General features: G+C 74.9%; 18 protein-coding genes. 13 read left to right on the plus strand and 5 right to left on the minus strand.

Annotation, left to right across the window (positions count from 1 at the left end; genetic code table 11):
- The first annotated feature begins 192 nt into the window (after positions 1-192).
- Both egtB and egtD read left to right on the plus strand, forming a co-directional pair.
- Positions 193-1,494 (plus strand): ergothioneine biosynthesis protein EgtB, encoded by a 1,302-nt coding sequence (egtB, locus tag MNZ27_RS05455; protein ID WP_242393027.1) that lies wholly within the window; start codon positions 193-195, stop codon positions 1,492-1,494.
- On the plus strand, positions 1,491-2,462 hold the full coding sequence (gene egtD, locus MNZ27_RS05460) for an L-histidine N(alpha)-methyltransferase (RefSeq protein WP_242393028.1): 972 nt from the start codon (positions 1,491-1,493) through the stop codon (positions 2,460-2,462). Before egtB ends, egtD begins: the two co-directional genes overlap by 4 nt.
- A 72-nt stretch (positions 2,463-2,534) precedes the next feature.
- On the opposite strand, the gene MNZ27_RS05465 is transcribed toward egtD, so the two are convergent.
- Positions 2,535-4,472: an acyl-CoA dehydrogenase family protein gene (locus MNZ27_RS05465; protein ID WP_242393029.1), complete on the minus strand. Its 1,938-nt coding sequence runs from the start codon at positions 4,470-4,472 to the stop codon at positions 2,535-2,537.
- 246 nt (positions 4,473-4,718) lie between these two features.
- Between MNZ27_RS05465 and MNZ27_RS05470 the strand changes: the two genes are divergently transcribed.
- The 8 genes from MNZ27_RS05470 to MNZ27_RS05505 all read left to right on the plus strand — a co-directional run bounded on the left by MNZ27_RS05470 (position 4,719) and on the right by MNZ27_RS05505 (position 15,107).
- Complete coding sequence (locus tag MNZ27_RS05470) at positions 4,719-7,277, plus strand: M1 family metallopeptidase (RefSeq protein WP_242393030.1); 2,559 nt, start codon at positions 4,719-4,721, stop codon at positions 7,275-7,277.
- A 36-nt stretch (positions 7,278-7,313) separates the two neighbouring features.
- Positions 7,314-8,615: an MFS transporter gene (locus MNZ27_RS05475; RefSeq protein ID WP_242393031.1), complete on the plus strand. Its 1,302-nt coding sequence runs from the start codon at positions 7,314-7,316 to the stop codon at positions 8,613-8,615.
- A gap of 149 nt (positions 8,616-8,764) precedes the next feature.
- Positions 8,765-10,531, plus strand: a complete 1,767-nt coding sequence (locus tag MNZ27_RS05480) for a chloride channel protein (protein ID WP_242393032.1) — start codon at positions 8,765-8,767, stop codon at positions 10,529-10,531.
- Positions 10,532-10,713: 182 nt separating this feature from the next.
- Positions 10,714-11,313, plus strand: coding sequence for a hypothetical protein (locus MNZ27_RS05485; protein WP_242393033.1), 600 nt, complete (start codon positions 10,714-10,716; stop codon positions 11,311-11,313).
- The gene (locus MNZ27_RS05490) at positions 11,310-12,224 is read left to right on the plus strand and encodes a 4Fe-4S dicluster domain-containing protein (RefSeq protein WP_242393034.1); all 915 of its coding nucleotides are present in this window, start codon (positions 11,310-11,312) and stop codon (positions 12,222-12,224) included. The genes MNZ27_RS05485 and MNZ27_RS05490 overlap by 4 nt, the downstream gene beginning before the upstream one ends.
- A gap of 47 nt (positions 12,225-12,271) precedes the next feature.
- Entirely contained in the window at positions 12,272-13,540 is a 1,269-nt protein-coding gene (dsrP, locus tag MNZ27_RS05495) for a sulfate reduction electron transfer complex DsrMKJOP subunit DsrP (RefSeq protein WP_242393035.1), read from the plus strand.
- 23 nt (positions 13,541-13,563) lie between these two features.
- On the plus strand, positions 13,564-13,857 hold the full coding sequence (locus MNZ27_RS05500) for a c-type cytochrome (RefSeq protein WP_242393036.1): 294 nt from the start codon (positions 13,564-13,566) through the stop codon (positions 13,855-13,857).
- Positions 13,858-13,937: 80 nt separating this feature from the next.
- Entirely contained in the window at positions 13,938-15,107 is a 1,170-nt protein-coding gene (locus MNZ27_RS05505; RefSeq protein ID WP_242393037.1) for an acyltransferase family protein, read from the plus strand.
- Between the two features lie 55 nt (positions 15,108-15,162).
- Here MNZ27_RS05505 and MNZ27_RS05510 read toward each other — a convergent pair whose 3' ends face one another.
- The 3 genes from MNZ27_RS05510 to MNZ27_RS05520 are packed head-to-tail and all read right to left on the minus strand — an operon-like array spanning position 15,163 to position 18,922.
- Entirely contained in the window at positions 15,163-16,137 is a 975-nt protein-coding gene (locus tag MNZ27_RS05510; protein ID WP_242393038.1) for a YheT family hydrolase, read from the minus strand.
- 6 nt (positions 16,138-16,143) lie between these two features.
- Positions 16,144-18,318 (minus strand): tRNA guanosine(34) transglycosylase Tgt, encoded by a 2,175-nt coding sequence (gene tgt / locus MNZ27_RS05515; protein ID WP_242393039.1) that lies wholly within the window; start codon positions 18,316-18,318, stop codon positions 16,144-16,146.
- 4 nt (positions 18,319-18,322) lie between these two features.
- On the minus strand, positions 18,323-18,922 hold the full coding sequence (locus MNZ27_RS05520; protein ID WP_242393040.1) for a tRNA-uridine aminocarboxypropyltransferase: 600 nt from the start codon (positions 18,920-18,922) through the stop codon (positions 18,323-18,325).
- A 152-nt stretch (positions 18,923-19,074) separates the two neighbouring features.
- Between MNZ27_RS05520 and MNZ27_RS05525 the strand changes: the two genes are divergently transcribed.
- The 3 genes from MNZ27_RS05525 to MNZ27_RS05535 all read left to right on the plus strand — a co-directional run bounded on the left by MNZ27_RS05525 (position 19,075) and on the right by MNZ27_RS05535 (position 21,595).
- A complete protein-coding gene (locus MNZ27_RS05525; RefSeq protein ID WP_242393041.1) occupies positions 19,075-19,647 on the plus strand; it encodes a DsbA family protein in 573 nt (190 codons plus the stop codon).
- Between the two features lie 323 nt (positions 19,648-19,970).
- Positions 19,971-20,360, plus strand: coding sequence for an ACT domain-containing protein (locus MNZ27_RS23925; RefSeq protein WP_242393042.1), 390 nt, complete (start codon positions 19,971-19,973; stop codon positions 20,358-20,360).
- Positions 20,361-20,407: 47 nt separating this feature from the next.
- Positions 20,408-21,595, plus strand: a complete 1,188-nt coding sequence (locus MNZ27_RS05535) for a patatin-like phospholipase family protein (RefSeq protein ID WP_242393043.1) — start codon at positions 20,408-20,410, stop codon at positions 21,593-21,595.
- A gap of 22 nt (positions 21,596-21,617) precedes the next feature.
- Here the strand turns inward: MNZ27_RS05535 and MNZ27_RS05540 are convergent, their stop codons facing one another.
- Entirely contained in the window at positions 21,618-22,460 is an 843-nt protein-coding gene (locus MNZ27_RS05540; protein ID WP_277957619.1) for a DMT family transporter, read from the minus strand.
- Positions 22,461-22,500 lie beyond the last annotated feature (40 nt).

The raw sequence follows: 22,500 nt of genomic DNA on the forward strand, positions 1-22,500 counted from the left end.
GGCGGAAAACCCGGCACGGTCGCGGGAACCCGCGCGGACGCGAGCGGCCGGGCGGCACGGCGTAAAGCGAGCGCGGTCCGCTCTCGGCGCGTGCCGCCGGGGTCCCCGGAAGGTCGCGATCGGCCCGCACGGGCGCGTCACGAGGAGGCATTCGCGTTGCGGCGCCGGGGGCGCGTGGCGAGGTTTCGTGCCGTGCCGGACGCGGAGGCTCGCCGATCCACGCAGGAGCTCGCACGCGCCCGCGCCGCGGAGGCGGGCGCGTCGCTGCGCGACCGCTACCTCGCGGTGCGCCGCGCGACGGGCGCGCTCGCCGCGCCGCTCACGCCCGAGGACGCGATGGTCCAGTCCATGCCGGACGCGAGCCCGGCGAAGTGGCACCTCGGGCACACGACCTGGTTCTTCGAGACCTTCGTCCTCGCGCGGGCGCGCCCGTCGCGGCCCCCCTTCGACCCGGCGTACGGCTATCTCTTCAACTCGTACTACGAGGCGGCCGGGCCGCGGCAGCCGCGCCCGGAGCGGGGCCTGCTCTCGCGGCCGTCCCTCGCGGACGTGAACCGCTACCGCGGCGCCGTCGACGCGGAGCTGGCGGAGCTGATGGAGGGCGGTCTCCCCGACCCGCTGGCGGAGATCGTCGAGCTCGGGATCAACCACGAGGAGCAGCACCAGGAGCTGCTCCTCACCGACGTGAAGCACGCGTTCGGCGCGAGCCCGCTCCGCCCGGCGTACGCGTCGCCGCCGCCTCCCGCGGGCGGGCCGGCACCGGCCCTCCGGTGGATCGCGCGCGAAGCGCGGATGGTGGAGGTCGGCGCGCCGGGGGCGGGCTTCGCCTTCGACAACGAGCGGCCTCGCCACCCGGAGCGGATCCCGGCGCACGCGCTGGCCTCGCGCCTCGTCACCTGCGGCGAGTGGCTCGCCTTCGTGGCCGACGGCGGCTACCGTCGCCCGGAGCTCTGGATGTCCGATGGGTGGGACGCGGTCCGGCGGAGCGGCTGGGACGCGCCGCTGTACTGGATCGCGGAGCCGGGCGGGCGGTGGTCGCAGTTCACGCTCGGCGGCGTGCGTCCCCTCGACGAGGCCGAGCCGGTCGCCCACGTCTCCTGGTACGAGGCGGACGCGTATGCGCGGTGGGCGGGCGCGCGGCTGCCCACGGAGGCCGAGTGGGAGACGGCCGCGGCGGCGGCGCCGGAGGCCACGGGCACGTTCGCGGACGACGGCCGGCTGCACCCGGCGGTGGCGGCGCCCGGGGACGGTCCCCGCCAGCTCCTCGGCGACGCCTGGGAGTGGACCGGGAGCCCGTACACGCCGTACCCGGGCTTCCGCCCGGCCACGGGCGCGCTCGGCGAGTACAACGGCAAGTTCATGGTGAACCAGCTCGTGCTCCGCGGCGGCTCCTGCGCGACGCCGCGGCGGCACGCGCGGGTGAGCTACCGGAACTTCTTCCACCCGGACGCCCGCTGGCAGTTCAGCGGGGTCCGGCTCGCGAGGGATCCGTGACCGACGTCGAAGGAGCGGGGTTCGTCGTCGAGGCGCGGCCGGAGTCGGGGCGCTTCCTCGCGGAGGTGCTGGCGGGGCTGGGCGCGCCCCGCAAGGCGCTCTCGCCGAAGTGGCTCTACGACGCGCGCGGGTCCGCCCTGTACGAGCTGATCTGCGAGCAGCCCGAGTACTACCCGGCCCGGACGGAGCTCGCGATCCTGGAGCGGCACCTCGGCGAGATCGCCGGCGCGATCGGCCCGGAGGTGCTGGTCTTCGAGTACGGCGCGGGCTCCGGGCGCAAGACGGTCGAGCTCCTCGCCGCGCTCGAGCGCCCCACCGGGTACCTGCCGGTGGACATCTCGGCGACGGCGCTCGCGGAGGCGGCGCGGAGGCTCTCCCGCCAGTTCCCCGGGCTGCCGATCCGGCCGGTGGTCGGCGACTTCACGGAAGGGATCGCGCTGCCCGACGCGGACCTCGCCTGCGCCCGCCGGCTCGCGTTCCTGCCGGGGTCCACGATCGGCAACTTCGATCCGCCCGAGGCGGTGGCGCTCCTCCGGCGCATGGCCCGCGACGCCGGGGCGGGCGGCAAGCTCCTCATCGGCGTGGACCCGCCCAAGGACGAGGGGACGCTCCGGCGCGCCTACGACGACGCGCGCGGGGTCACCGCCGCCTTCGACCTGAACCTCCTCGCCCGCATCGATCGGGAGCTGGGGGGCGATCTCCGGCTCGACCGCTTCCGTCACCTCGCCGTGTGGAACGGGCGGCTCGGCCGGGTCGAGATGCACCTCGAGAGCGTCGAGGCCCAGCTCGTCCACGTCGCGGGCGCGTCGTTCACGTTCCGGGAGCGCGAGACGATCCACACCGAGAGCGCGTACAAGTGGGAGCCGCGTGCGTTCGACGCCCTGGCGGCCATCGGCGGGTGGCGGCTCGACCGGACGTGGACCGACGAGCGCGCCTGGTTCTCGGTGCGCCTCTACGAGCGGGCGTGACCGACGTCGCCGCCCGCGCGGACGCGGCGCGCGGCCGGGTGGGCGCGCGCGCGCCCTCCCGGCCCGCGTTCGTCACGCGACCGTCGCGGAGGGCTCCGCCGCGGCGGGCGGGGCGCCGGCGACCTGCGGACGGCGCGCCGGCTCCTCGGCCGGGCGCAGGTCCTCGACCGTGAGGCCGAGGCCGATGCCGCCGCGCTCGAGCCACGCGTGCTCGCCGGCGAGGACCTCGCGGCCGAGCGCGTAGGCGCGGGCGTCGTCGTTGTGCCAGAGCGCGGCGAAGAGCCCGCGCACCTTGCGGCGGCTGGTCAGGCAGAAGTGATCCGCCAGCCGCGCCGCGCGCGCCGCCTCGGGACGTCCGGCGCGCCGGAGCGCGTCGGCCCGCGCGACGCTCGCGCTCATCGCGAGCAGCTCGTTGGCGACGTCCACGATCCGGAACAGGAACGCCTGCCGCCGCTCGGCGCCGGCCCGGAAGACCACCATCCCGTGGAAGATCTCGCGGGCGAGCTTCCGGGAGGACCGCTCGACGAAGCGCAGGTGGCGCGCGAGCCTCCCGAACTCGCGGTAGCGCGGCGGGTACAGGCCGCGCAGCCACAGGCCGAGGTACCACGGCGCGTAGAACGCCGCGACCCGGGGGAGCGCCGCGAGCTTCCCGCGCGCGGGGACCTTCGGGTCCACCAGCGCGCCGGCGACCTGCAGGTGCTTGTCCACCGCCTCCCGGGCCATGAAGAGGTGCATGATCTCCGAGGAGCCCTCGAAGATCAGGTCGATGCGGGTGTCGCGCATCGCGCGCTCCACGCCGACCGGCGCCTCGCCGCGCGCGGCCAGCGAGGCCTCCGTCTCGTACCCGCGGCCGCCGCGGAGCTGCATCGTTTCGTCCACGATCCGCCAGGTCTTGACCGTGTTCCACTCCTTGGCCGCCGCCGCCTCGAGCCGGATGTCGTAGCCCTTCCGGTCGGCGAGCGCCTGCACGAGATCCGAGATCGCCTCCATCGCGTACACGCTCGACGCCATCTCGGCGAGCTTGTGCGCGATCACCTCGTGCTTGCCGATCTCCTGGCCCCACTGGACGCGGGCCGACGACCACTTCCGGCAGAGCTCGAGCATGTTCTTCGTGCCGCCGACCACCGCCGCGGGCAGCGAGAGCCGGCCGGTGTTGAGGGTGGTGAGGGCGATCTTCAGGCCGCGCCCCTCCTCGCCGATGAGGTTCTCCGCCGGGACGCGGACGTTCGTGAAGCGGAGCGCCGCGTTCGCGAGGGCGTGCAGCCCCATGAAGCGGCAGCGGTGGGCGACCTCCACGCCCGGCCAGCCCGCCTCGACGACGAACGCGCTGATCGCGTCGGTCCTGGGGTCGCGCGCCATCACGACGAACAGCTCGGCGAGGGTGCCGTTGGTGCACCAGAGCTTCGAGCCGTTCAGCACGTAGTGCCGCCCGTCCGGCGTGCGCTCGGCGGTGGTGGCCAGGCGCGCGGGATCCGAGCCGACGTTCACCTCGGTGAGGGCGAAGGCGCTGATCGCGCCCTTCGCGACGCGGGGCAGGTAGCGGCGCTTGAGCTCCTCGGAGCCGAAGAGCACGAGCGGCTGGGGGACGCCGATCGACTGGTGGGCGGAGAGGAGGGCGGTCAGGTTGGCGTCGTAGCTGCCGAGCAGCGCCATCACCTTCGCATACTCGACATGGTCGAGGCCGAGGCCGCCGTACTCGGTCGGCACCTTCATGCCGAACGCGCCGAGCGCGCGGAGGCCGTCCAGGACGTCGGGCGGGTACTCGCCCGTCATGTCGATCCCGGCGGGATCGACCCGCTCCCGCAGGAACGCCTCGAGCTCCCCGTACCACCGGGTGAACTCGGGCCGCTCCGGTCCGGGGAGCGGGTAGGGGTGGATGAGCTCGAGGCGCAGCTTCCCCAGGAATAGCTCCCGCAGGAACCCCGCTCCCTGCCACTCGACCTCGCGCGAGGCCTCGGCGACCTCTCGCGAGCGGCGGATGGCGTCCTGCTCCTTCGCGATCGCGGTCATGGTGCCCCCGATGCGGATGCCGCGTGCCGTCGCGGCAGGTGCGGCACCCTGTCGATTCTCTAATCAAGTTAACGCGATGCGCCTTGCCAAACGACCGCCCCGTGAAGGTACCGCTCGACCGGCACGAGGTGGGCGCCGGACGGCTGCTCCATCGGCCGGAGGCGGCAACTTGCGGTTGCCCCGGCGGCCGCCCCGGCCGCATGCTCACCGCCCACCGAGCCTTCCCGATCCACGGAGCCTCTCGCGATGCCGCACCCCACCGACGACCGCACCTTCCGCCTGCCCACCTCGGTCCGCCCGACCGCCTACGACGCGTCGCTCTCGGTGGACCTCGACGGCCGGCGGTTCTCCGGCACGATCCGGATCGCGGTCGCGCTCGCCGCGCCCGCGGAGGAGCTCGTCCTGCACGCGGCGGGGCTCGCCGTCGAGCGCGCGAGCGTGCGCGCCGCCGGGCGGGACCTCCCCGTCGCCGAGGTGCGGGCCGCGCCCGCGAGCGAGACGATCGTGCTCCGGCTCGGCGCGGCGGCGCCGGCCGGCCCCGCGAGCCTCGAGCTCTCCTTCTCGGGCCCGATGAGCCCGGGGCTGCGCGGGCTCTACCTCGCCGGGAGCGGCCTCGCGGCGACGCAGTTCGAGTCGGCCGACGCGCGCCGCGTCTTCCCCTGCTTCGACGAGCCCGGGTTCAAGGCGCCGTGGCGGCTCGCGGTGGACGCGCCCAAGGGCGCGGTGGTGCTCTCGAACGGCGTCCCGGCCCGCGAGGAGGATCGGGGCGCCGTCCGGCGGGTGGTCTTCGCGGAGACGCCGCCGCTCCCGACCTACCTCGTCGCGCTCGTGGTCGGGCGGGTCGAGTCGCTGCCGGCGGTCGAGGTGCGCGGGATCCCCGTTCGCACCTGGGCGAGCCCGGAGAAGCTCGCGCTCACCGGGTTCGGTCAGGCGGTGGCGGTCGAGGCGCTGCCGCGGCTCGAGGACTACTTCGCGGTGCCGTACGCGTTCGGGAAGCTCGATCAGGTCGGCCTGCCCGAGTTCGAGGCGGGCGCCATGGAGAACGCCGGGCTCGTCACGTTCCGCGAGACGGCGCTGCTGCTCGACCCCGCCACCGCGTCGCTCGGCCAGCAGAAGCGGGTCGCCGAGGTGGTCACCCACGAGCTCGCGCACCAGTGGTTCGGCAACTGGGTGACCATGACGTGGTGGGACGACCTCTGGCTGAACGAGGCCTTCGCCACCTGGATGGCCGCCAAGATCGTGGACGCGTGGAAGCCCGCCTGGCGGGTCTGGCTCGACTTCGACCAGGGCAAGGCGGCGGCGATGCGGCTCGACGCGCTGCGCTCGACCCACCCGATCCACGCCGAGGTGAAGGACGTCGCCGACGCCGGCGAGGCGTTCGACCTCATCACCTACGAGAAGGGCGGGGCGGTGCTCCGGATGATCGAGGGCTACCTCGGCGAGGAGCCGTTCCGCGACGGGCTCCGCCGCTACATGCGCCGGCACGCGCGGGCCAACGCGGTCGCCGACGACCTCTGGGCCGCCCTCGCCGAGGCGTCGCGCCAGCCGGTGGTCGAGCTCGCGAACGCGTGGCTGCGCGAGCCCGGGTACCCGCTCGTCCGCGTCTCCCGGGCCGGCGCCGCGCTCCGGCTCGAGCAGCGCCGCTTCTTCTCGGATCCGGCCGCGGCCACCGGCGCGGACGCGGCGACCTGGCCCGTGCCGATGGTGCTCCGGTACCGGACCGGCGGTCGCGAGGTCGAGCAGCGGGTCCTGCTCCGCGACGCCTCGGCGGAGGTCGCCCTCGAGGGCGAGCCCGAGATCCTCTGCGCGAACGCCGGCGCGACCGGGTTCTACCGGGTGGCGTACGACGCGGGCCTCCTCGCGGCCCTGAACGCAGACCTCCCGGCCCTCTCGCCCGCCGAGCGGGTCGCCCTCCTCCAGGACGAGTGGGCCCTCGTGCGGGCGGGGGAGGCGGAGATGGCGGCGTTCCTGGACCTCTGCGCGGCGCTCGGCGGCGAGGAGGACTACGCCGTGCTCGACGAGCTGGTGGCGCGGCTCGCCACGATCGAGCACCGGATCGTGGAGGACGGGGATCGCCCCGCGCTCCAGGCGTTCGTGGCGCGCCTGTTCCAGCCGCAGCTCGAGGCGGTGGGGTGGGACCCGGCGCCGGGCGAGCCGGACCCGGTGCGGCTGCGACGGGCGGCGGCGGTCCGGGCGCTCGGGCTCGTGGCCCGGGACCCGGAGGTGCGGGCCGAGGCGCGGGCGCGGCTCGATCTCTGGCTCGCCCGCGAGCGCGCGGCGCTCGAGCCGAACCTGCACGAGGTGGCGGTCGGCGTCGTGGCCCGCGAGGGCGACGCCGCGCGGTTCGAGGCGTTCCGGAGCCTGTTCCGCGGCGAGACCGACCCAGCCTTCCGCCGGCGGTACCTGCTCGCCCTCGCCGGGTTCGAGGAGCCGGCGCTGGCGCTGCGCGGGATCGAGCTCTGCCTCTCCGGCGAGGTCCCGCTCCAGGATGTCGCGTCGTTCGTCGGCGCGCTCCTCGGGAACCGCGTGGCGCGGGACCCCGCGTGGATCCGGCTCCGGGCCGACTGGGCGCCGCTGCTCGAGCGGGTGCGGGGGGCGCCGATGCTGCTGCGCCGGATCGTGGAGTCGATGGGGGCGCTCGTCGAGCGGCGCCACCTCCAGGAGGCGGAGACGTTCCTCTCGGAGCACCCGGTGGACGAGGCGCGCCAGGCGATCGCCCAGACGCTGGAGCGGCTCCGGCAGGACGTGGAGCTCCGGGAGCGGACGCGCGCGTCCGTGGGGGGCTGGCTCGCGGCCCGGGGATAGCCGCCGGTCGCGGATCCTCGCTCCATCCCGCGCCACATGCCAGACCGCACTGACGTCCCCGCCGCCGATCCCGCCCGGCCCACGCCGCCCTGGATCTTCCTCCTCCTCGATCTCCCGTTCGGCGCCGCCGTCGGCTTCCTCTCGATCACGGTCCCGTTCTGGATGGAGCGGCGGGGGTACGGGATCGGCGCGATCGCCACCGTCTCGGCCTCGGCGAACCTCGCGCACGCCGTGAAGCTCGCGTGGATCCCCGTCCTGGACCTCGGCTCGTACCGCAAGCTCTGGTACCTCGCGATGGCGGCGCTGAACGCGGCGCTCTTCGTCGCGATCGGCCTCACGCCGGATCCCCTCTCGGCGCTCCCGGCGTTCGCGGCGCTCCTCACCGTCCTCCAAGCCGTGGCGACCACCGGGCACGCGGCCAACAACGCCCTGATGGCCACCACCACCCGCCGGCGGGACAAGGGCAAGGTGGGCGGGTTCGCCATGGCCTCGAACGTCGGATCGACCGGCCTGCTCGGCGCCCTGGCGATCCTGGTGGCCGACCGCGTCTCGACGCGCGCGGCGAGCCTCACCCTGGCCGCGATCGTGGTGGCGAGCGCCGCCGCGGCGCTGCGGATCGAGGAGCCGCGGCGCGTGGACGAGGCGGTGGCGCGGGCGGGGAGCCTCACGCGCGCCGCGGGCCTCCACCTCCGCGCGATGCTGAGGGATCTCTGGGCCACCGTCACGAGCCGGCAGGGCTTCACGGGCCTGCTCATCTGCCTCGCGCCGGTCGGGTGCCAGGCGATGTCCAACCTCTTCTCGGGGATGGCGAGCCAGTACCGCGCCAGCGCGGCGGTCGTGTCGCTGGCGAACGGCCTCGGCGGCGGCGTCGCGAGCGCGATCGGCGCGCTCCTCGGCGGCGTCCTCGCCGACCGGATGAGCCGGCGGCTCGCCTACGCCGCGTCGGGCGGGGTCACCGCGATCGCCGCGGTGGCCATGGCGCTCGCGCCCATGACGCCGTGGACGTACGCGTGGGGGACGTTCGTCTACCTCTTCGCGGGCGGCATCGCCTTCGCCACCTGGGCGGGGATGGTCCTCGAGATGGTCGGCCTCTCCGCGGCGACCGCGACGAAGTACGCGCTCTTCAACGCGTCGGCGAACCTCGCCATCAGCTACGTGACCCAGCTCGACGGCGCGGTCGGACCGCGCGCCGCCGCGTGGCTCGGGCTGGCGCCCGCCCGCGGGGTCCTCCTCACGGACGCGGTGCTCACCTTCGCCGGGATCGCGTTCCTCCTGGCGATGGTGTTCCTCGTCGGCGGGCGGCCGGGCGCCGCGGTCCGGGGCGCGGCGGCGGAGTAGCAGGGAGCGCCGGCCCCGCGGCGGTGCGGTGCGTCGCCCGGACGCCGTCGCCACCTTCCCGGAGGGAGCATCGCACCGGCGTGTTCGCGCGCGCCGGTCGGCCGCGCGGCTGCCGGGCGTGAGGCCGCTCCCGGCTCGGGGCGGGGGGCTTGAACGACGATCCCCAGGCAGAGCGGTCGTCCCCTCACGGCGCACCGCCGCCGTTCCTTCGCTCGGTCCGGGACTTCCTGCGGGTCCTCCCGGCCGCCGTGCAGCGGTTCTGGCTGCTGGTCATCGCGACCGGCTTCCTGTCCGGGCTCGGCTCGGGGGTGCTCCTCTGGTTCCTGTCGCTCGTCCAGCGGCTCGCCTGGCCGCCCGGCGGGCGGTTCATCGTCGCGGTGAACGCCGCGACGCCGCTGCGGAGGGTGCTCGTCCCCGCGGCGGCGGGCGTCCTCGTGTCGCTCGTCACGGGGATCTTCCCGCGGCTCCGCGGCGGGCACGGCACCGCGCGGATCATCGAGGCCATCTGGCACAGGGGCCGGGAGCTCTCGCTGTGGCGGACGCTCTCGCGCGCCGCCCTGTCCATCGCGTCGGTGGGCGCGGGCGCGTCGCTCGGCCGGGAGGGGGCGCTGGTGCAGACCGGCGCGGCCGCGGGCTCCTGGCTCGCGACGCGCCTGCGGCTCACCGATCGCCAGGCGCGGGTCCTCGTGGCGTGCGGGGCCGCGTCGGGGATCGCGGCGGCGTACGACGTCCCCATCGGCGGCGCGCTCTTCGGCCTCGAGGTGCTCCTCGGCAGCTTCGCGCTCGACCTCCTCGGCCCGATCGTCGTCGCCTGCGTGATCGCCACGGCGGTCGCGCGGACGCTGCCCATCGCGCACGACACGTACGTCATCCCGGAGTACGCGCTGCTCCGCCCGCGCGAGCTGCTCCTCGGGCTCGCCCTCGCGCCGCTGCTCGGCCTCGCCTCCGCGATCTACGTCCGGGTGATGGGCTGGGTCGAGGTGGAGTTCGAGCGGCTCCCGCGCTGGACCCGGCCGCTCCTGCCCGTGCTGGGCCTCGCGGCCGTGGGCGCGATCGCCGTCCGCTTCCCGCAGGTGCTCGGGAACGGCTTCGACACCGTCCACCAGATGCTCCTCGGGGGCGTCCCCCTCGAGCTCCTGCTGGTGCTCCCGGCCCTGAAGCTCGGCACGACCGCGCTCTGCGCCGGCACCGGCGTGCCGGGCGGCCTCTTCACGCCGTCGCTGTTCTTCGGCGCGGCCATCGGCGGCGTCGCCGGCCAGATCCTGGAGCGCTTCGCCCCGGGGGTCGCCCCGCCCGGCGCCCTGGCGCTGGTGGGGATGGCCGGCGTGCTCGCCGGCACCACGCACGCCGCGGTGTCGGCGGTGCTCATCATCTTCGAGCTGACGGGCGACTACGGCGTGATCCTGCCGCTCATGCTCTGCGCGGCGGTCGCCGCCGGGACGAGCCGCGCGATCGAGCAGGACTCGCTCTACACCGCGTCGCTGCGGCGGCGCGGGGCGACGCTCCCGGAGCTGCCCCGGCCGGAGTGGCTCCGCACCACCCCGATCACCGCGCTCATCCACGCCGACGCGGAGCGCGTCCCGCCCGGCACGCCGCTCGCGCCGCTGCTGCAGAAGCTGCTCAGCCTCGAGCCCGGGCACGATCTCTACGTCACCGACGAGGCCGGGAGGCTCCTGGGGGTGATCCGCCTCGACGCCCTCAAGGGGACGATCTCCGATCAGGCCGACCTCGGGATGATCGTCGCGGCGGACGTCGTGGACCGGGAGGTGGAGCCCGTCACCGTCACCATGACGGTCGCCCAGGTCGCCGCGCGGTTCGGGGAGAGCGATCTGGAGCGGCTGCCCGTGGTGGATCCCGACGGGCGGCTGGTCGGGACCATCGCGATGCGCGACCTGCTCGCGCGGGGGAGCTTTTGATACGGCGACCTCGTCAGGTCCGCGAACGCGTCCAGGCCGCAACCGGCGTCTCCGAGCCGTCCTTCTCACCTGAAGTCTCGCCCTGAAGTTTGCGCCCCAAAGTAGCCCCGTCACCTTTGATCGAGCGCAACTGACGACCGTCAAGCCCAACGTAGCTTCGGCCGGAGGGCAGGGAGACGGGCATGCGTCCACGCTCGATCCGCCGTTCGATCCCGGCCGTGCTGCTGGGGCTCGTGGCCGTGACGGCGCACGCCGGGGCGCCGGCGAGCGCTCGGCCGGCGAGCACCGCGCCGAGCCCCATCGGGCTCGTCGAGGCGGAGGCGCCGCCGTTCTCGGAGGGCATCTTCCCGTGCTCCGCGTGCCACGCGTCCCTCGAGAAGAACGGGGCCCGGCGCGAGCTCGCGTTCCACGACGAGCAGCAGTCGGTCTTCTCGCACGACGCCGAGCACCGCTGGTGCCTCGACTGCCACGATCTCCAGGATCGCGACGTCCTCCGGCTCGCCAGCGGCGCGACGGTCCCGTTCACGGAGTCGTACCGGCTCTGCGGGCAGTGCCACGGCGACAAGTCCCGCGACTGGCGCGCGGGCGTGCACGGGAAGCGCGTCGGCCGGTGGGACGGGGCGAAGACCTACTTCCTGTGCGTGAACTGTCACGACCCGCACTCGCCGCGCTTCAAGGGCGTCCGGGAGATCGTCTCGAACGGCAAGCGGACGGTCGCGCCGACGCGCGGGTACCTGAAGCCGGAGCCCCGGCCGGTGCGCCCCGAGGAGCAGCGGCGATGAGCGCGAACAGGAGCCGGCCCCCGAGCGGCCCGGTCACCCGCCGGGCGTTCCTCCGGACCGCGGCCGCCGGCGCCGCGGTGTCCGCGGCCGCGTGCAGCGGCGCGCCGGGCCTCGAGGCGGTCCTCCGGAAGCACTTCAGGGAGCTGTCGCCGGACGAGCTGCGGCGGGACCTCGCCCGGATCGAGCGGCGGAACCGGGAGCGCTTCGGGAGGGCGACGCACGTCACCGCCGAGGGGCCGCGCCCCGGCGTCGAGTTCGGCTACGGCCTCGATCTGTCTCGCTGCGTCGGGTGCCGCCGCTGCGTGTACGCGTGCGTGAAGGAGAACAACCAGTCCCGGCGCAACCCGCAGATCCACTGGATCCAGGTGCTCGAGATGGAGAAGGAGCACGGCGTCGATCTCGCGCACGCGGACCTCTACTACGAGGCCGACGCGGTGCCGCGCCCCGGGAAGTTCTACTTCCCGGTGCAGTGCCAGCAGTGCCGGGACCCGCCCTGCGTGAAGGTGTGCCCGACCCAGGCGACCTGGAAGGAGCGGGACGGCATCGTCGTGGTGGACTACGACTGGTGCATCGGGTGCCGCTGCTGCATGTCGGCGTGCCCCTACGGCGCGCGCCACTTCAACTGGGCGGCGCCGACCCTGCCGCCCGGCGAGCTGAACCCGGAGCAGCACCACCTCGGGAACCGGCCGCGCCCGAAGGGCGTGGTCGAGAAGTGCACGTTCTGCATCCAGCGCACGCGGGCCGGGCGCTACCCGGCGTGCGTCGAGGCCTGCCCGGTCGGCGCGCGGAAGTTCGGGGACCTGCTCGACGCCGAGAGCGAGATCCGGAGGGTGATGGAGACGAAGCGGGTCTTCGTCTTCAAGGAGGAGCTCGCCACGCACCCGCGGCTCTACTACTTCTACGCGACCTAGGACCGCTGCGCACACGCTCCCAACTTCTGACGCACGAGCGAGGGCTCATGTCGGGGATCGTCGAGTTCGGGAGGGGCTGCGTCCGGCAGGTGCTCACCGGCGGCCGCGCGTACAAGGCGTGGCTGGCGCTCCTGCTCGCCGCCATCGCGGTCGGGGCCGTCGCGTACGCGCGGCAGGCCGCCGTGGGGCTCATCGCGACCAACATGCGCGACGACGTCTCCTGGGCGTTCTACATCGGGAACTTCACGTTCCTCGTGGGCGTCGCGGCGGCGGCGGTGCTGCTCGTCATCCCCGCCTACGTCTACCAGTGGAAGCCCCTGAAGGAGGTGGTGGTGCTGGGCGAGCTGCTCGCCATCAGCGCGCTCGTCATGTGCCTCCTGTTCGTCCTCGTGGACATGGGGCGTCCGGACCGGTTCCTCCACGTCCTCCCGCTCCTCGGGAAGCCGAACTTCCCGCGGTCGCTGCTGACCTGGGACGCGCTCGTCCTGAACACGTACCTCTTCGTGAACCTCGCCCTCGTCCTGTACCTGCTCTACCGGACCTACCGGGGGAGGGGATACGACCGGCGCGTCTTCCTGCCGCTCGTCCTGCTGTCGATCCCGATCGCGATCTCGACCCACACGGTCACGGCGTTCCTCTACGACGGCATGGCCGCGCGCCCGTACTGGAACGCGTCGATCCTGGCGCCGCGGTTCATCGCGTCGGCGTTCTGCTCGGGACCGGCGGTGATGATCGTGCTGTTCCAGATCCTCCGCCGGACCAACGACTTCCCCATCCAGGACGAGGCGATCTGGAAGATCGCGGAGCTAATGAGCTACGCGATGTTCCTGAACCTGTTCCTGCTCGGAGCGGAGCTGTTCAAGGAGTACTACTCCGCGACCGAGCACCTCGCCTACACGCAGTACCTCTGGCGCGGGCTCCGCGACGCCTCGGGCGCGCCACACGGGGCGCTCGTACCGTACGCCTGGATCTCCCTCGCGTGCAGCGTGTCGGCGTTCCTGCTCTTCCTCGTTCCGCGGACGCGCAAGGACTACCGGACGCTGAACCTCGGCTGCCTCCTCATCTGGGCGGGGGTCTACATCGAGAAGGGGATGGGCCTCATCATCCCGGGCTTCACCCCCTCGGCGCTGGGGCAGATCTACGAGTACACGCCGACGGGCACCGAGTGGGCCGTCGCCGTCGGCGTCTTCGGCATCGGGTTCCTCGTGTTCACGCTGCTCGTGAAGATCGCGGTGCCGATCCTGGTCGGCACGTTCCGGGCGCCGGATCGCGCCCGCGTGCCGGCGCCGGCCGGTGCCGGAACGGCCTCTCCGTAGCGCACCCGAACCCGGAGGTCCCGATGAAGCGCCTCGCCGTGACGCTCGCCGTGCTCGCCGCTCTCGCCGTCGCCCGCGCGGAGGACGGTGCGCCGCTGTACGCGCAGAAGTGCGCCGTCTGCCACGGCAAGGACGGGAAGGGGTCGCCCGTCGGCCTCAAGATGGGCGCGAAGGACCTCACCGCCACGAAGCTGTCCGAGCCCGAGATCGCGAAGGTCATCGAGTCCGGCAGGGGGAAGATGACGGCGTTCAAGGGCAAGCTCACCGACGCCCAGATCGAGTCGCTCGCGAAGTACGTGAAGGCGGGCCTGAAGTAGGGGCAGGTGGCAGCCGGGCGATCGCCCGGCATCGGGCCAGACTGGACGGCGTCCGGCCCGGTCGTGCTATACCGCGCCGGTTGCCCCCTTCGCCGTCCAACGTCGCCGCGCGGCTCGACGCGCAGGCTGCCGTCGTCGATGTCGCGCCCGCCAACGGCCCCGCGCGCCCCCGCGCCCCTCGCATCGCGGCGCTGGACGCCGCGCGCGCCCTCGGGGTGCTCGCGATGGTGGTGGGGCACACCCTCGACGCGCTCCTCGCGCCGGAGGTCCGGGCCGCCCCCGCCGTGGAGACGTACTGGAAGGCGCGCGGGCTCACGGCCCCGTTGTTCCTGATGGTCTCCGGATGGGCCGTCACGGTGGCGATCTCGCGGGGCCGGGCCACCGGCCTCGCCGTCCCGCGCGGACGGCTCCCCCGCGTGCTCCTCCTCCTCGTGATCGGCTACGCCCTCCGGTGGCCCGGGTGGGGCCTCGACGCCCTCCTGGCCGGCGATCGGACGGTCTGGAGCCACCTCCTCGCCTTCGACGCGCTGCACACCATCGCGATCTCGCTCCTCACCGCGGCGTGCCTGCTGGCGCTCCCCTGGAGCCGCCGCGAGCGGGCGATCGCCTTCCTCCTGCTCGCCGTGCTCGCGATGGCGGCGGGGGTGCAGGCGCCCCTCCCGGGGACGGTGCCGCCGCCGGGGACGGTGCCCGCGCCGGGGCCGCTCCTCGCCCTGTGGCAGGCCGCGGGCGGGACCTCGCCGTTCCCGCTCTTCCCGTGGTCCGCGTACTTCTTCTCGGGGGCCGTCCTCGCGCTCCTCGTCGGTGACGGCGGCGGCCGGCGCGCGGCCGCCGTCGCGGCGGTCGGCGCCGCCTTCGTGCTCGCGACCGCCTGGACCGGGGTGGGCGCCCTTCCGCCGGGCGACCCGCGCCTGGTGGTGTTCCGGATCGGCGTGATCCTCGTGCTGCTCGCGGCGCTCTTCCTCGTCCCCGCCAAGGCCGCCGGTCGGCTGGCGCCGCTCGGGCGCGCGTCGCTCGGGGTCTACGCGATCCACGTGCCGATCGTGTACGGGTGGTCCACGTTCCCTGGGCTGGGGCTGCGGATCGGCCCGGCGCTCTCGTTCCACGCGGCGTTCGGCATCGCGCTCCTGGTCCTCGCGACGAGCTTCGTGCTCCACCGCGCCATCGGCGCCGTCCGGCGGGGCGCCGCGGCGGCGATGCGCGAGGCCGTGCGGCGGCTCGCGCCGCGCGTCGAGCCCGGGGCGCGGTAGCCGACGGCGCCGCTCGCCCGAGGCGAGCGGGGCTCGCCGCCCGCCTCGCCGCCCGTCACCGCCGGACCACCTCTGCGAGGAAGGCCGCGGCGCGCACCTCCGCGAAGAACCTCGGCCACAGGGGCGAGCCGCTCACGAAGCCGACGTGCCCGCCCGCCTCGGTCGCGACCAGCGTCACGGCGGGGTTCGCGCGCGCCGCCTCGGCGGGGACGGTCTCGCCCGGGACGATCGGATCGTCGGTCGCGGAGACGAGGAGCAGCGGCCGGCGCACGCCCGGGAGGAAGCGCCGCGCGGAGCAGGTGACCCAGTAGTCCTCGGCCGAGGCGAACCCGTGGAGCGGCGCGGTCACGCACTCGTCGAACGCGGCGAACGAGCGGGCGCAGCGGATCGCCGCGGCGTCGAGGCGGCTCGGGAACCGGCGGGCCTTCTCGAGCGCCTTCTGCCGGAGCCGCCGGAGGAAGCGCTCGCGGTAGACGCGGTTCCAGAAGCCGCGCGCGTCGAGCGCGCGGGCGGCGCGCGCGAGGTCGAAGGGGACCGAGATCCCGGCGCCGCCGCGGACCTCGGGCGGCAGGTCGTCCCCGCGCTCGCCGAGGTACTTCACGACGACGTTGCCGCCGAGCGAGAAGCCGGCGAGCGCGATGGGGCGGCTCGGGCGCGCCGCGGCGAGCCGGCGGACCACCTGATCGAGATCGCCGGTGTCGCCCGAGTGGTAGAAGCGCGCGAGCCGGTTCGGCTCGCCGGAGCAGCCGCGGAAGTTGAGCGCGACCGGGGCCAGGCCCGCGCGGAGGGCGAGCGCTGCGAGGCCGCGCACGTAGGCCGCGCGCGAGGAGCCCTCGAGGCCGTGGAGGATCACCAGGGCGGGCGCGTCGGTGGCCGGCGCGCCGAGGAAGTCGAGGTCGAGGAAGTCGCCGTCGGGCAGCTCCCACCGCTCGCGGCGGGCGGCCGGGCGCGGGAGCGGGCGCGCCACGCTCGCGAAGACCGTCATCGCGTGGGCGCCGGGGAGCCAGCGGGCGGGGACGTAGCTCGTCATGCGGGTTCACCGGAGCTGGGGGTGCGCCCGGATCCGATCCAGCGCGTCGGCCGGCGCGTCGGGCGGGAAGGGGGCGCTCGAGCGCTCGAGGCGCGCGAGCCAGCGCCGGTCGAGAGGCCGCGCCAGGCCGTCGAGCCCGGTCGCGGCGGCCGTGGTCTGCTCCTTCGGGCCGCTCGGATCGCCCACGCCGACGAACCAGCCCGCGAGGAGCAGGGCGGCGCGCGTCGCCGTCGCGGTGCTGTACGTGTAGAGGGCCGCGCGCGGACCCGAGCGCGCGCGGGCCGCGGCGAAGGCGCCGACGGTCCAGAGCGCCGGGTTCGCCTTCGGGCTGAAGGGGTCCCAGAACACCAGGTCGGCGCGGACGTCCTCGCGCGGGAGCGTCTCGAGCACGTCGCCCTCGACGAGGCGCCACCGCGTGCGCGGCCCCTCGTGCCGGCCGCGCCCGAGGAGCTCCCGCGCGGCGGCGAGCGCGGCCGGCTCGAGCCCGAGGCGGACGGCCCCCTCGTCGCTCGCGGCGAGGGCGAGCGCCGCGGTGTCCTGCTCGAAGCTCACCACCTCGAGCCCGCGCCCGCCCGCGGGGGCGGCCCAGGCGGCGCGGAGCGCGGCGAGGGCATTCGAGCCGGCGCCCAGGCCGACGTCGAGGAGCACGAGCGGCGGGCCGGGCTCGGCGAGCCGCGCCCGGAGCCCGGACTGCGCGACGTAGAGCCGCTCCGACTCCACCTCGGGGCCGATCACCGGGTGCATCACCTCGCCGGTGCGCGCGTCGCGCACCGCCGGCGCGCCCTGCGAGGTCAGGACGAGGTGGAAGCGCTGCGCGCTCTCGTCCGGGACCGGGATGCCCGCACCCGAACGCGCACCCACACCCGCATCCCGTGTCCCGTGTCCCGTGTCCCCTCGCCCGTGACCCGTCGGGGTCGGGATCTGGGTCGGGTTCGGCGGCGTCGGAAGCGGGGTGGGGTTCAGGGTCGGGTTGGGGTTCGGGTTCGGGGAGCGTCCGTCCCCGCGCTCCGCGCGCGGGAGTCCCTCGACGACCTTCCGCCGCCCCGGCGCCCGGCCGCTGGGATCGTGCTCGTGCCGGTCGATCGCCTCGAGCTTGCTCCGGGCGAAGGCGCCGTACCGCCCCGCCTCGATGGCGGCCCGCGCGTCGCGCATCAGCTCGAGGTAGTGATGGAGGTTGTGCACCGAGAGGAGCCGCGGGCCGAGCGGCTCGCGGCACTTCACGAGGTGGTGGAGGTACCCGCGGCTGTACCGCCGGCAGGTCGGGCAGCCGCACGCGGCGTCGAGCGGCGCGTCCGAGAGCTGGTGCTCGGAGCGGGTGAGGCGGACGCGCCCGGTGCCGGTGAACGCCGTGCCCTGCCACGCCATCGTGGTCGGCAGGACGCAGTCGAACATGTCCACGCCGCGCCCGATCGCCTCGAGGAGATCGGGCGGCGTCCCCACGCCCATCAGGTAACGCGGCCGATCGGCCGGGAGCAGCTCCGCGGTGCGCTCCATCACGTCGCCGCGCTCCTCGCGCGTGTCGCCCACCGCGAGGCCGCCGATGGCGAAGCCGTCGAACGGGTGCTGCACGAGGAAGTCCGCGGACCGGGCCCGGAGGTCCGGGTCGAGCCCGCCCTGGACGATGGCGAAGAGCGCCTGCTCGGGATCCTCGCGCGCGGCGAGGCTCCGGAGCGCCCAGCGGTGCGTCCGCTCCATCGCCTCGCGCAGCTCCGCGGCGGGGGCCGTGGAGGGGAGGCAGACGTCGAGGACCATCATCACGTCCGAGCCGATCGCGGTCTGCATCGCGATGGACGACTCGGGGGTGAGGACGTGGAACCGGGAGTCCACGTAGCTCTTGAAGCGCGCCCCGCGCTCGGTGATGGTGCGGTCGCGCGCGAGGGAGAAGATCTGGAACCCGCCTGAGTCGGTGAGGACCGGGCCGCTCCACCCCATGAAGCGGTGCACGCCGCCGAAGTGGCGCATCGCCTCCGGGCCCGGGCGGAGCAGCAGGTGGTACGTGTTCGCGAGGACGATCTCCGCGCCGACGGCGGTGACGTCCTCGGGCGTGAGGCCGGTCACGCTCGCGCGCGTGCCGACCGGCATGAAGGCGGGGGTCTCGACGCGGCCGTGGCGCGTCACGAACGCGCCGCGGCGGGCGCGGGTGCCGGGATCGCGGGGGCCGGGGTGGAAGCGGAAGGGCATGGGATCAGCCGACGGCGGCGCGCGCGGCGCGGGGACACGGGGGCACGGGCATCCCCTTGAGCCGGAGGACGCGGACGACGGCGGCGGCGTGGAGCGCGAGCAGGCGCTCGGCGGCGTCCGGCGCGCCGAGGACGGCGAGCGCGCCCGCCATGGCCTCGAGGGTGGACATGCCGTCCTCGCGGTTCGGGCGGCGGAGGCGCAGGCCGGCGGGCGGGCCGGGCAGCCCGAGGCGCGGGAGCGTGCGCAGCTCGGGGATGCGGTGCATCATCCGGCGCGCCTGGCTCCAGCTCCCGTCCGGCACCACCACGAGGCGCGGCGGGGTCGCGAGCCGCGGCGCGGGGGACGGGGAGGGGAAGAGGACCACGGTCCCGGGCTCGGCGAGGCGGGAGAGATCCGGCGGGGGCTCGGGGAGGCCGTGGTCGAGGATCTCGGTGCCGGGGAGGGCGAGCGCCGCCCAGCGCGCCGTGTTGGTGAGCCGCTCGCGCTCGCTCGCGTGGCGCAGCACGAGGAAGCGGAAGGGGACCTCGAGGCGCGGCACGAGCGGACAGAGACAGAGCTCGGGCGGGAAGCGGCACCGTTCGCAGCGGGAGTGAGACGCCTGCACGGAAGGGTGGATCTAGCACGCCTCGGGCTCGCGCGCTGGCCGGCGCGCGGCGCGCCGCGCGGGGGTGGTATCGGGGCGGCGGTCCGGTTAAAACGTCCGCGATGACCGTCACGCTCCGCCTCTACTCCGACTTCGTCTGACCGTTCTGCTTCGTGGCCGAGCGGAGCAGCCTGGTCAGGCTGCTGGACGAGTACGAGGTCACGCTGTCCTGGGTGGGCTACGAGCTCCACCCGGAGACGCCCGCCGGCGGCGTGGCGCTCGCGGCGCACGTGCCGCACGCGGAGGCGATGCTCGGCTGCGTGAAGAACTTCGCCGCGGGGTTCGGGATCGTCGATCTCGTCCCGCCTCCGCGCCTCGTCCCGACCCGGCGCATCCTCGCCGTCGCGCAGCTCGCGCGCGAGGTCGGCCGGCTCGACGCGCTCCGGGCCGTCGCGTTCGACGCGTACTGGCGCCGCGGCTGGGGGCTCGAGAGCGACGAGGACCTGGGCTGGATCGCCCGCGAGGCGGATCTCGATCCCGCCGCCGCGCTCGCGGCGGCGAGCGATCCGGCGCGGCTCGCGGCCGTCGCGGAGGCCCGGCGCGAGGCGATCGCCGCGGGCGTGACCGGGATCCCGACGTTCGACTTCTTCTCGGCGCCGGGCCGGCCGCCGCTTCGGGTGGTGGGGTGCCAGCCGTACGAGGTGCTCGCCGACGCCGCCGTCCGCGCCGGGGCGGACCGGCGCTGACGAGGCGGCGCGCGGGGCGGCGGGCGGGCCGGACCGCCCCCGGGCGGGTCGGGAATCGCGCTCCGTTCCCGACCGAGAGTAGTTTTTCCGAAGGGCCTGGGTGCGGCGCCGTGGCGCGGACTCCTCGCCGGCCGAGCGTGCGCCGGGCCCACGACGCGGACCGTGAGGGGCGGGCGGCGGCCCGCCCGTCCTCGGGGCGCGCGGCGGTCGCGCGCATCCGCGTGGCGCGCCCTCGCGGCCTCGCCTATTGGGACGGAGCAGGAGGTCGTCTCACGCGGCCGCACGGCGGGCCCGCTGGCACCGGTCCGCCACGAGGAGGACACGTGCCCAGGGCCAAGCAGATCTCGGCGTGGGTCGAGGACCGTCCCGGAATGCTCGGACAGGTGGTGGATGCGCTCGGGGAGAAGGGCGTGAGCATTCGTGCCCTGTTCGCGACCGCCATGGACGGCCGCGGCTTCGTGCGGGTGGTGGTGGACAAGCCCGCGGCGGCGAAGCGGATCTTTGCGCGGCACGGGTGGAGGACCACCGAGGAGGACGTCATCGAGGTGACGATCCCGGACCGCCCCGGCGCGCTCGGCCGGATCGCCGACCGGCTCGGCGACGGCGGCGTGAACGTCTCGTACGCGTACGTCGGCACGGCAAGGAGCGCGAGCAAGGTGAACCTGTACCTCGCCGTTCCGGACGTGAAGGCCGCGCTCCGCGTGCTTCGCTGACGGGCAGCGATCTGCCGCACGAGCGAGCAGATCATTATTTTCAGCTCGTGAGCCACACGGGGCTGGTCCTGACGGGGGGAGGTGCCCGGTCCGCGTACCAGGTCGGCGCGATCCGTGCGCTCGCCGAGGTCGCCGGCCCCGGGCCGCTGCCGTTCGACGTCATCGCCGGCATCAGCGCCGGCGCCATCAACGGCGTCGTGCTCGCGTGCGGGGCCGAGAACTTCCTCCGCGCGGCCGACGGGCTCCGCACGACCTGGAGCCGCCTCACCCCGGACCGGGTCTACAGGACGGGAGCCCTGAACCTCGCCGGGATCGGGACGCGGTGGGTCCGCGATCTCTCGGCGGGCGGCCTCATCGGGAAGAGCGGGATCAACTACCTCCTCGACCCGGCGCCGCTGCACGGCCTGCTCGAGAAGGCGCTCGCCATCGGACGGATGCGCCGGCACCTCCGCTCCGGGCGGCTGCACGGCGTCGCGGTGTCGGCGACCAACTACCACACCGGCGCGGGCGTCACCTTCTTCGAGGGCGCGGCGGAGATCGAGCCCTGGATTCGCTCCTCCCGCGTCGGCGTCCGGGCGCGGCTGACCCTGGATCACGTGATGGCGTCCGCGGCGATCCCGGTGTTCTTCCCGCCGGTGCGGCTCGAGCGCACGTTCTACGGCGACGGCTGCGTGCGGATGATCTACCCGATGAGCCCGGCGATCCACATGGGCGCGGAACGGATCGTCGCGATCAGCATCCGCCACCTGCGCGCGCCCGAGGACACCGCGCGCCAGGAGGTGGTGGAGAAGACGGACGTGCTCCCGCTCTCCGAGATCGCGGGCGTGCTGCTCAACGCGGTCTTCCTCGACTCGCTCGACTCAGACCTCGAGCGGCTCACCCGCATGAACAAGACGATCGCGCTCATCCCCCGCGAGCGGCTCGGGAAGAGCGACGTCGGGCTCCGGCACATCCCGGCCCTGGTGCTCCGCCCGTCGGCCGACCTCGGCAAGCTCGCCGCGGACGAGTACCACCGCTTCCCGACGATGCTCCGGTACCTGCTGAAGGGCATCGGCGCGACCGGCCACGCGGGCGAGGACCTGCTCTCGTACCTCGCGTTCGAGCCGATCTACCTGCAGCGCGTGATGGATCTCGGGTACCAGGACACGATCGCGCGCCGGGCCGAGATCGAGGACTTCTTCAAGGGCAACGGCGCGCGCCGGCGCGAGACGGGCAACGGCCGGGTCGCGGGGTGACGCCCGGGCGGCTGCGCAGGCGCTACGGCTCTGCCGACGCCTGGAGGCGGAGCGCCGGCGCCAGCGTCCGCCACGCCGTCGCCGCGAGCACCACGGCGCCGCCCGCGATGGCCCAAGGGCCGGGCCGCTCGCCGGCGAGGAGGAACGTCCAGATCGGGTTCAGCACCGGCTCGAGCAGCACGAGCAGGGACGCCTCGACCGCGGGCGTGCGCTCGAGGCCGCGCGAGAAGCAGAGGTAGGCGAGGCCGAGCTGGAAGACGCCGAGGTAGGCCAGCAGCGCGAGGTCGAGCGCGCGTGGGGCCGGCCCGGTCGGCCAGAGGGGGAGCGCGATCGCCGCGGCGACGAGGTTCCCCCACACGAGCGACACGGGGCCGTCGCTCCGCAGCCGGCGCAGGCCGACGATGGACAGCGCGAAGGCGACGCCGGAGCCGAGGGCGACCAGGTTCCCGGCGAGCTGGCCCGCCGACAGCTCGTCGAGGAAGAAGAGCCCGAGGCCGGCGCCGTAGACCGGGATCGCGAGGAGCTCGCCGCGGGTCGGGCGCTCCCGGAGCAGGAGCGGCGAGAGGAGGAGCACCCACAGCGGCGCGGTGTCCTGGATGAAGATCGCGTTCGCGGCGGTGGTCAGCTTCGTCGCGAGCACGAACAGCACGACCGTGAAGGCGTAGGCGACCGACACGAGCAGGACGGGCAGGCTCGGCAGGCGCCGGCTCTCCTTCACGAGGAGGAGCAGGAAGAGGACGGCCACGAGCGAGCGCGCGCCGGCGATCTGCCAGCCGGAGAGGCCGCAGAGCTTGATGGCGGCGCCGGCGGTGGACCAGAGGGCGGCGGCCGCGAGGAGGAGGAGGCGGGACTGCACGATCGTCATCGGGCGCGGAGTGTAGCACCGGCCCGGCGGCGCCGCGGAC

The sequence above is a fragment of the Anaeromyxobacter oryzisoli genome (genome assembly GCF_022690765.1).
Taxonomy (GTDB): domain Bacteria; phylum Myxococcota; class Myxococcia; order Myxococcales; family Anaeromyxobacteraceae; genus Anaeromyxobacter; species Anaeromyxobacter oryzisoli.

Coding starts and splice junctions, on each gene's coding strand:
- MNZ27_RS05465 (WP_242393029.1), bottom strand. CDS start 4,472: ATGACCGCGATCGCGAAGGAGCAGGACGCCATCCGCCGCTCGCGAGAG.
- MNZ27_RS05470 (WP_242393030.1), top strand. CDS start 4,719: ATGCCGCACCCCACCGACGACCGCACCTTCCGCCTGCCCACCTCGGTC.
- MNZ27_RS05475 (WP_242393031.1), top strand. CDS start 7,314: ATGCCAGACCGCACTGACGTCCCCGCCGCCGATCCCGCCCGGCCCACG.
- MNZ27_RS05485 (WP_242393033.1), top strand. CDS start 10,714: ATGCGTCCACGCTCGATCCGCCGTTCGATCCCGGCCGTGCTGCTGGGG.
- MNZ27_RS05490 (WP_242393034.1), top strand. CDS start 11,310: ATGAGCGCGAACAGGAGCCGGCCCCCGAGCGGCCCGGTCACCCGCCGG.
- dsrP (WP_242393035.1), top strand. CDS start 12,272: ATGTCGGGGATCGTCGAGTTCGGGAGGGGCTGCGTCCGGCAGGTGCTC.
- MNZ27_RS05500 (WP_242393036.1), top strand. CDS start 13,564: ATGAAGCGCCTCGCCGTGACGCTCGCCGTGCTCGCCGCTCTCGCCGTC.
- MNZ27_RS05510 (WP_242393038.1), bottom strand. CDS start 16,137: ATGACGAGCTACGTCCCCGCCCGCTGGCTCCCCGGCGCCCACGCGATG.
- tgt (WP_242393039.1), bottom strand. CDS start 18,318: ATGCCCTTCCGCTTCCACCCCGGCCCCCGCGATCCCGGCACCCGCGCC.
- MNZ27_RS05540 (WP_277957619.1), bottom strand. CDS start 22,460: ATGACGATCGTGCAGTCCCGCCTCCTCCTCCTCGCGGCCGCCGCCCTC.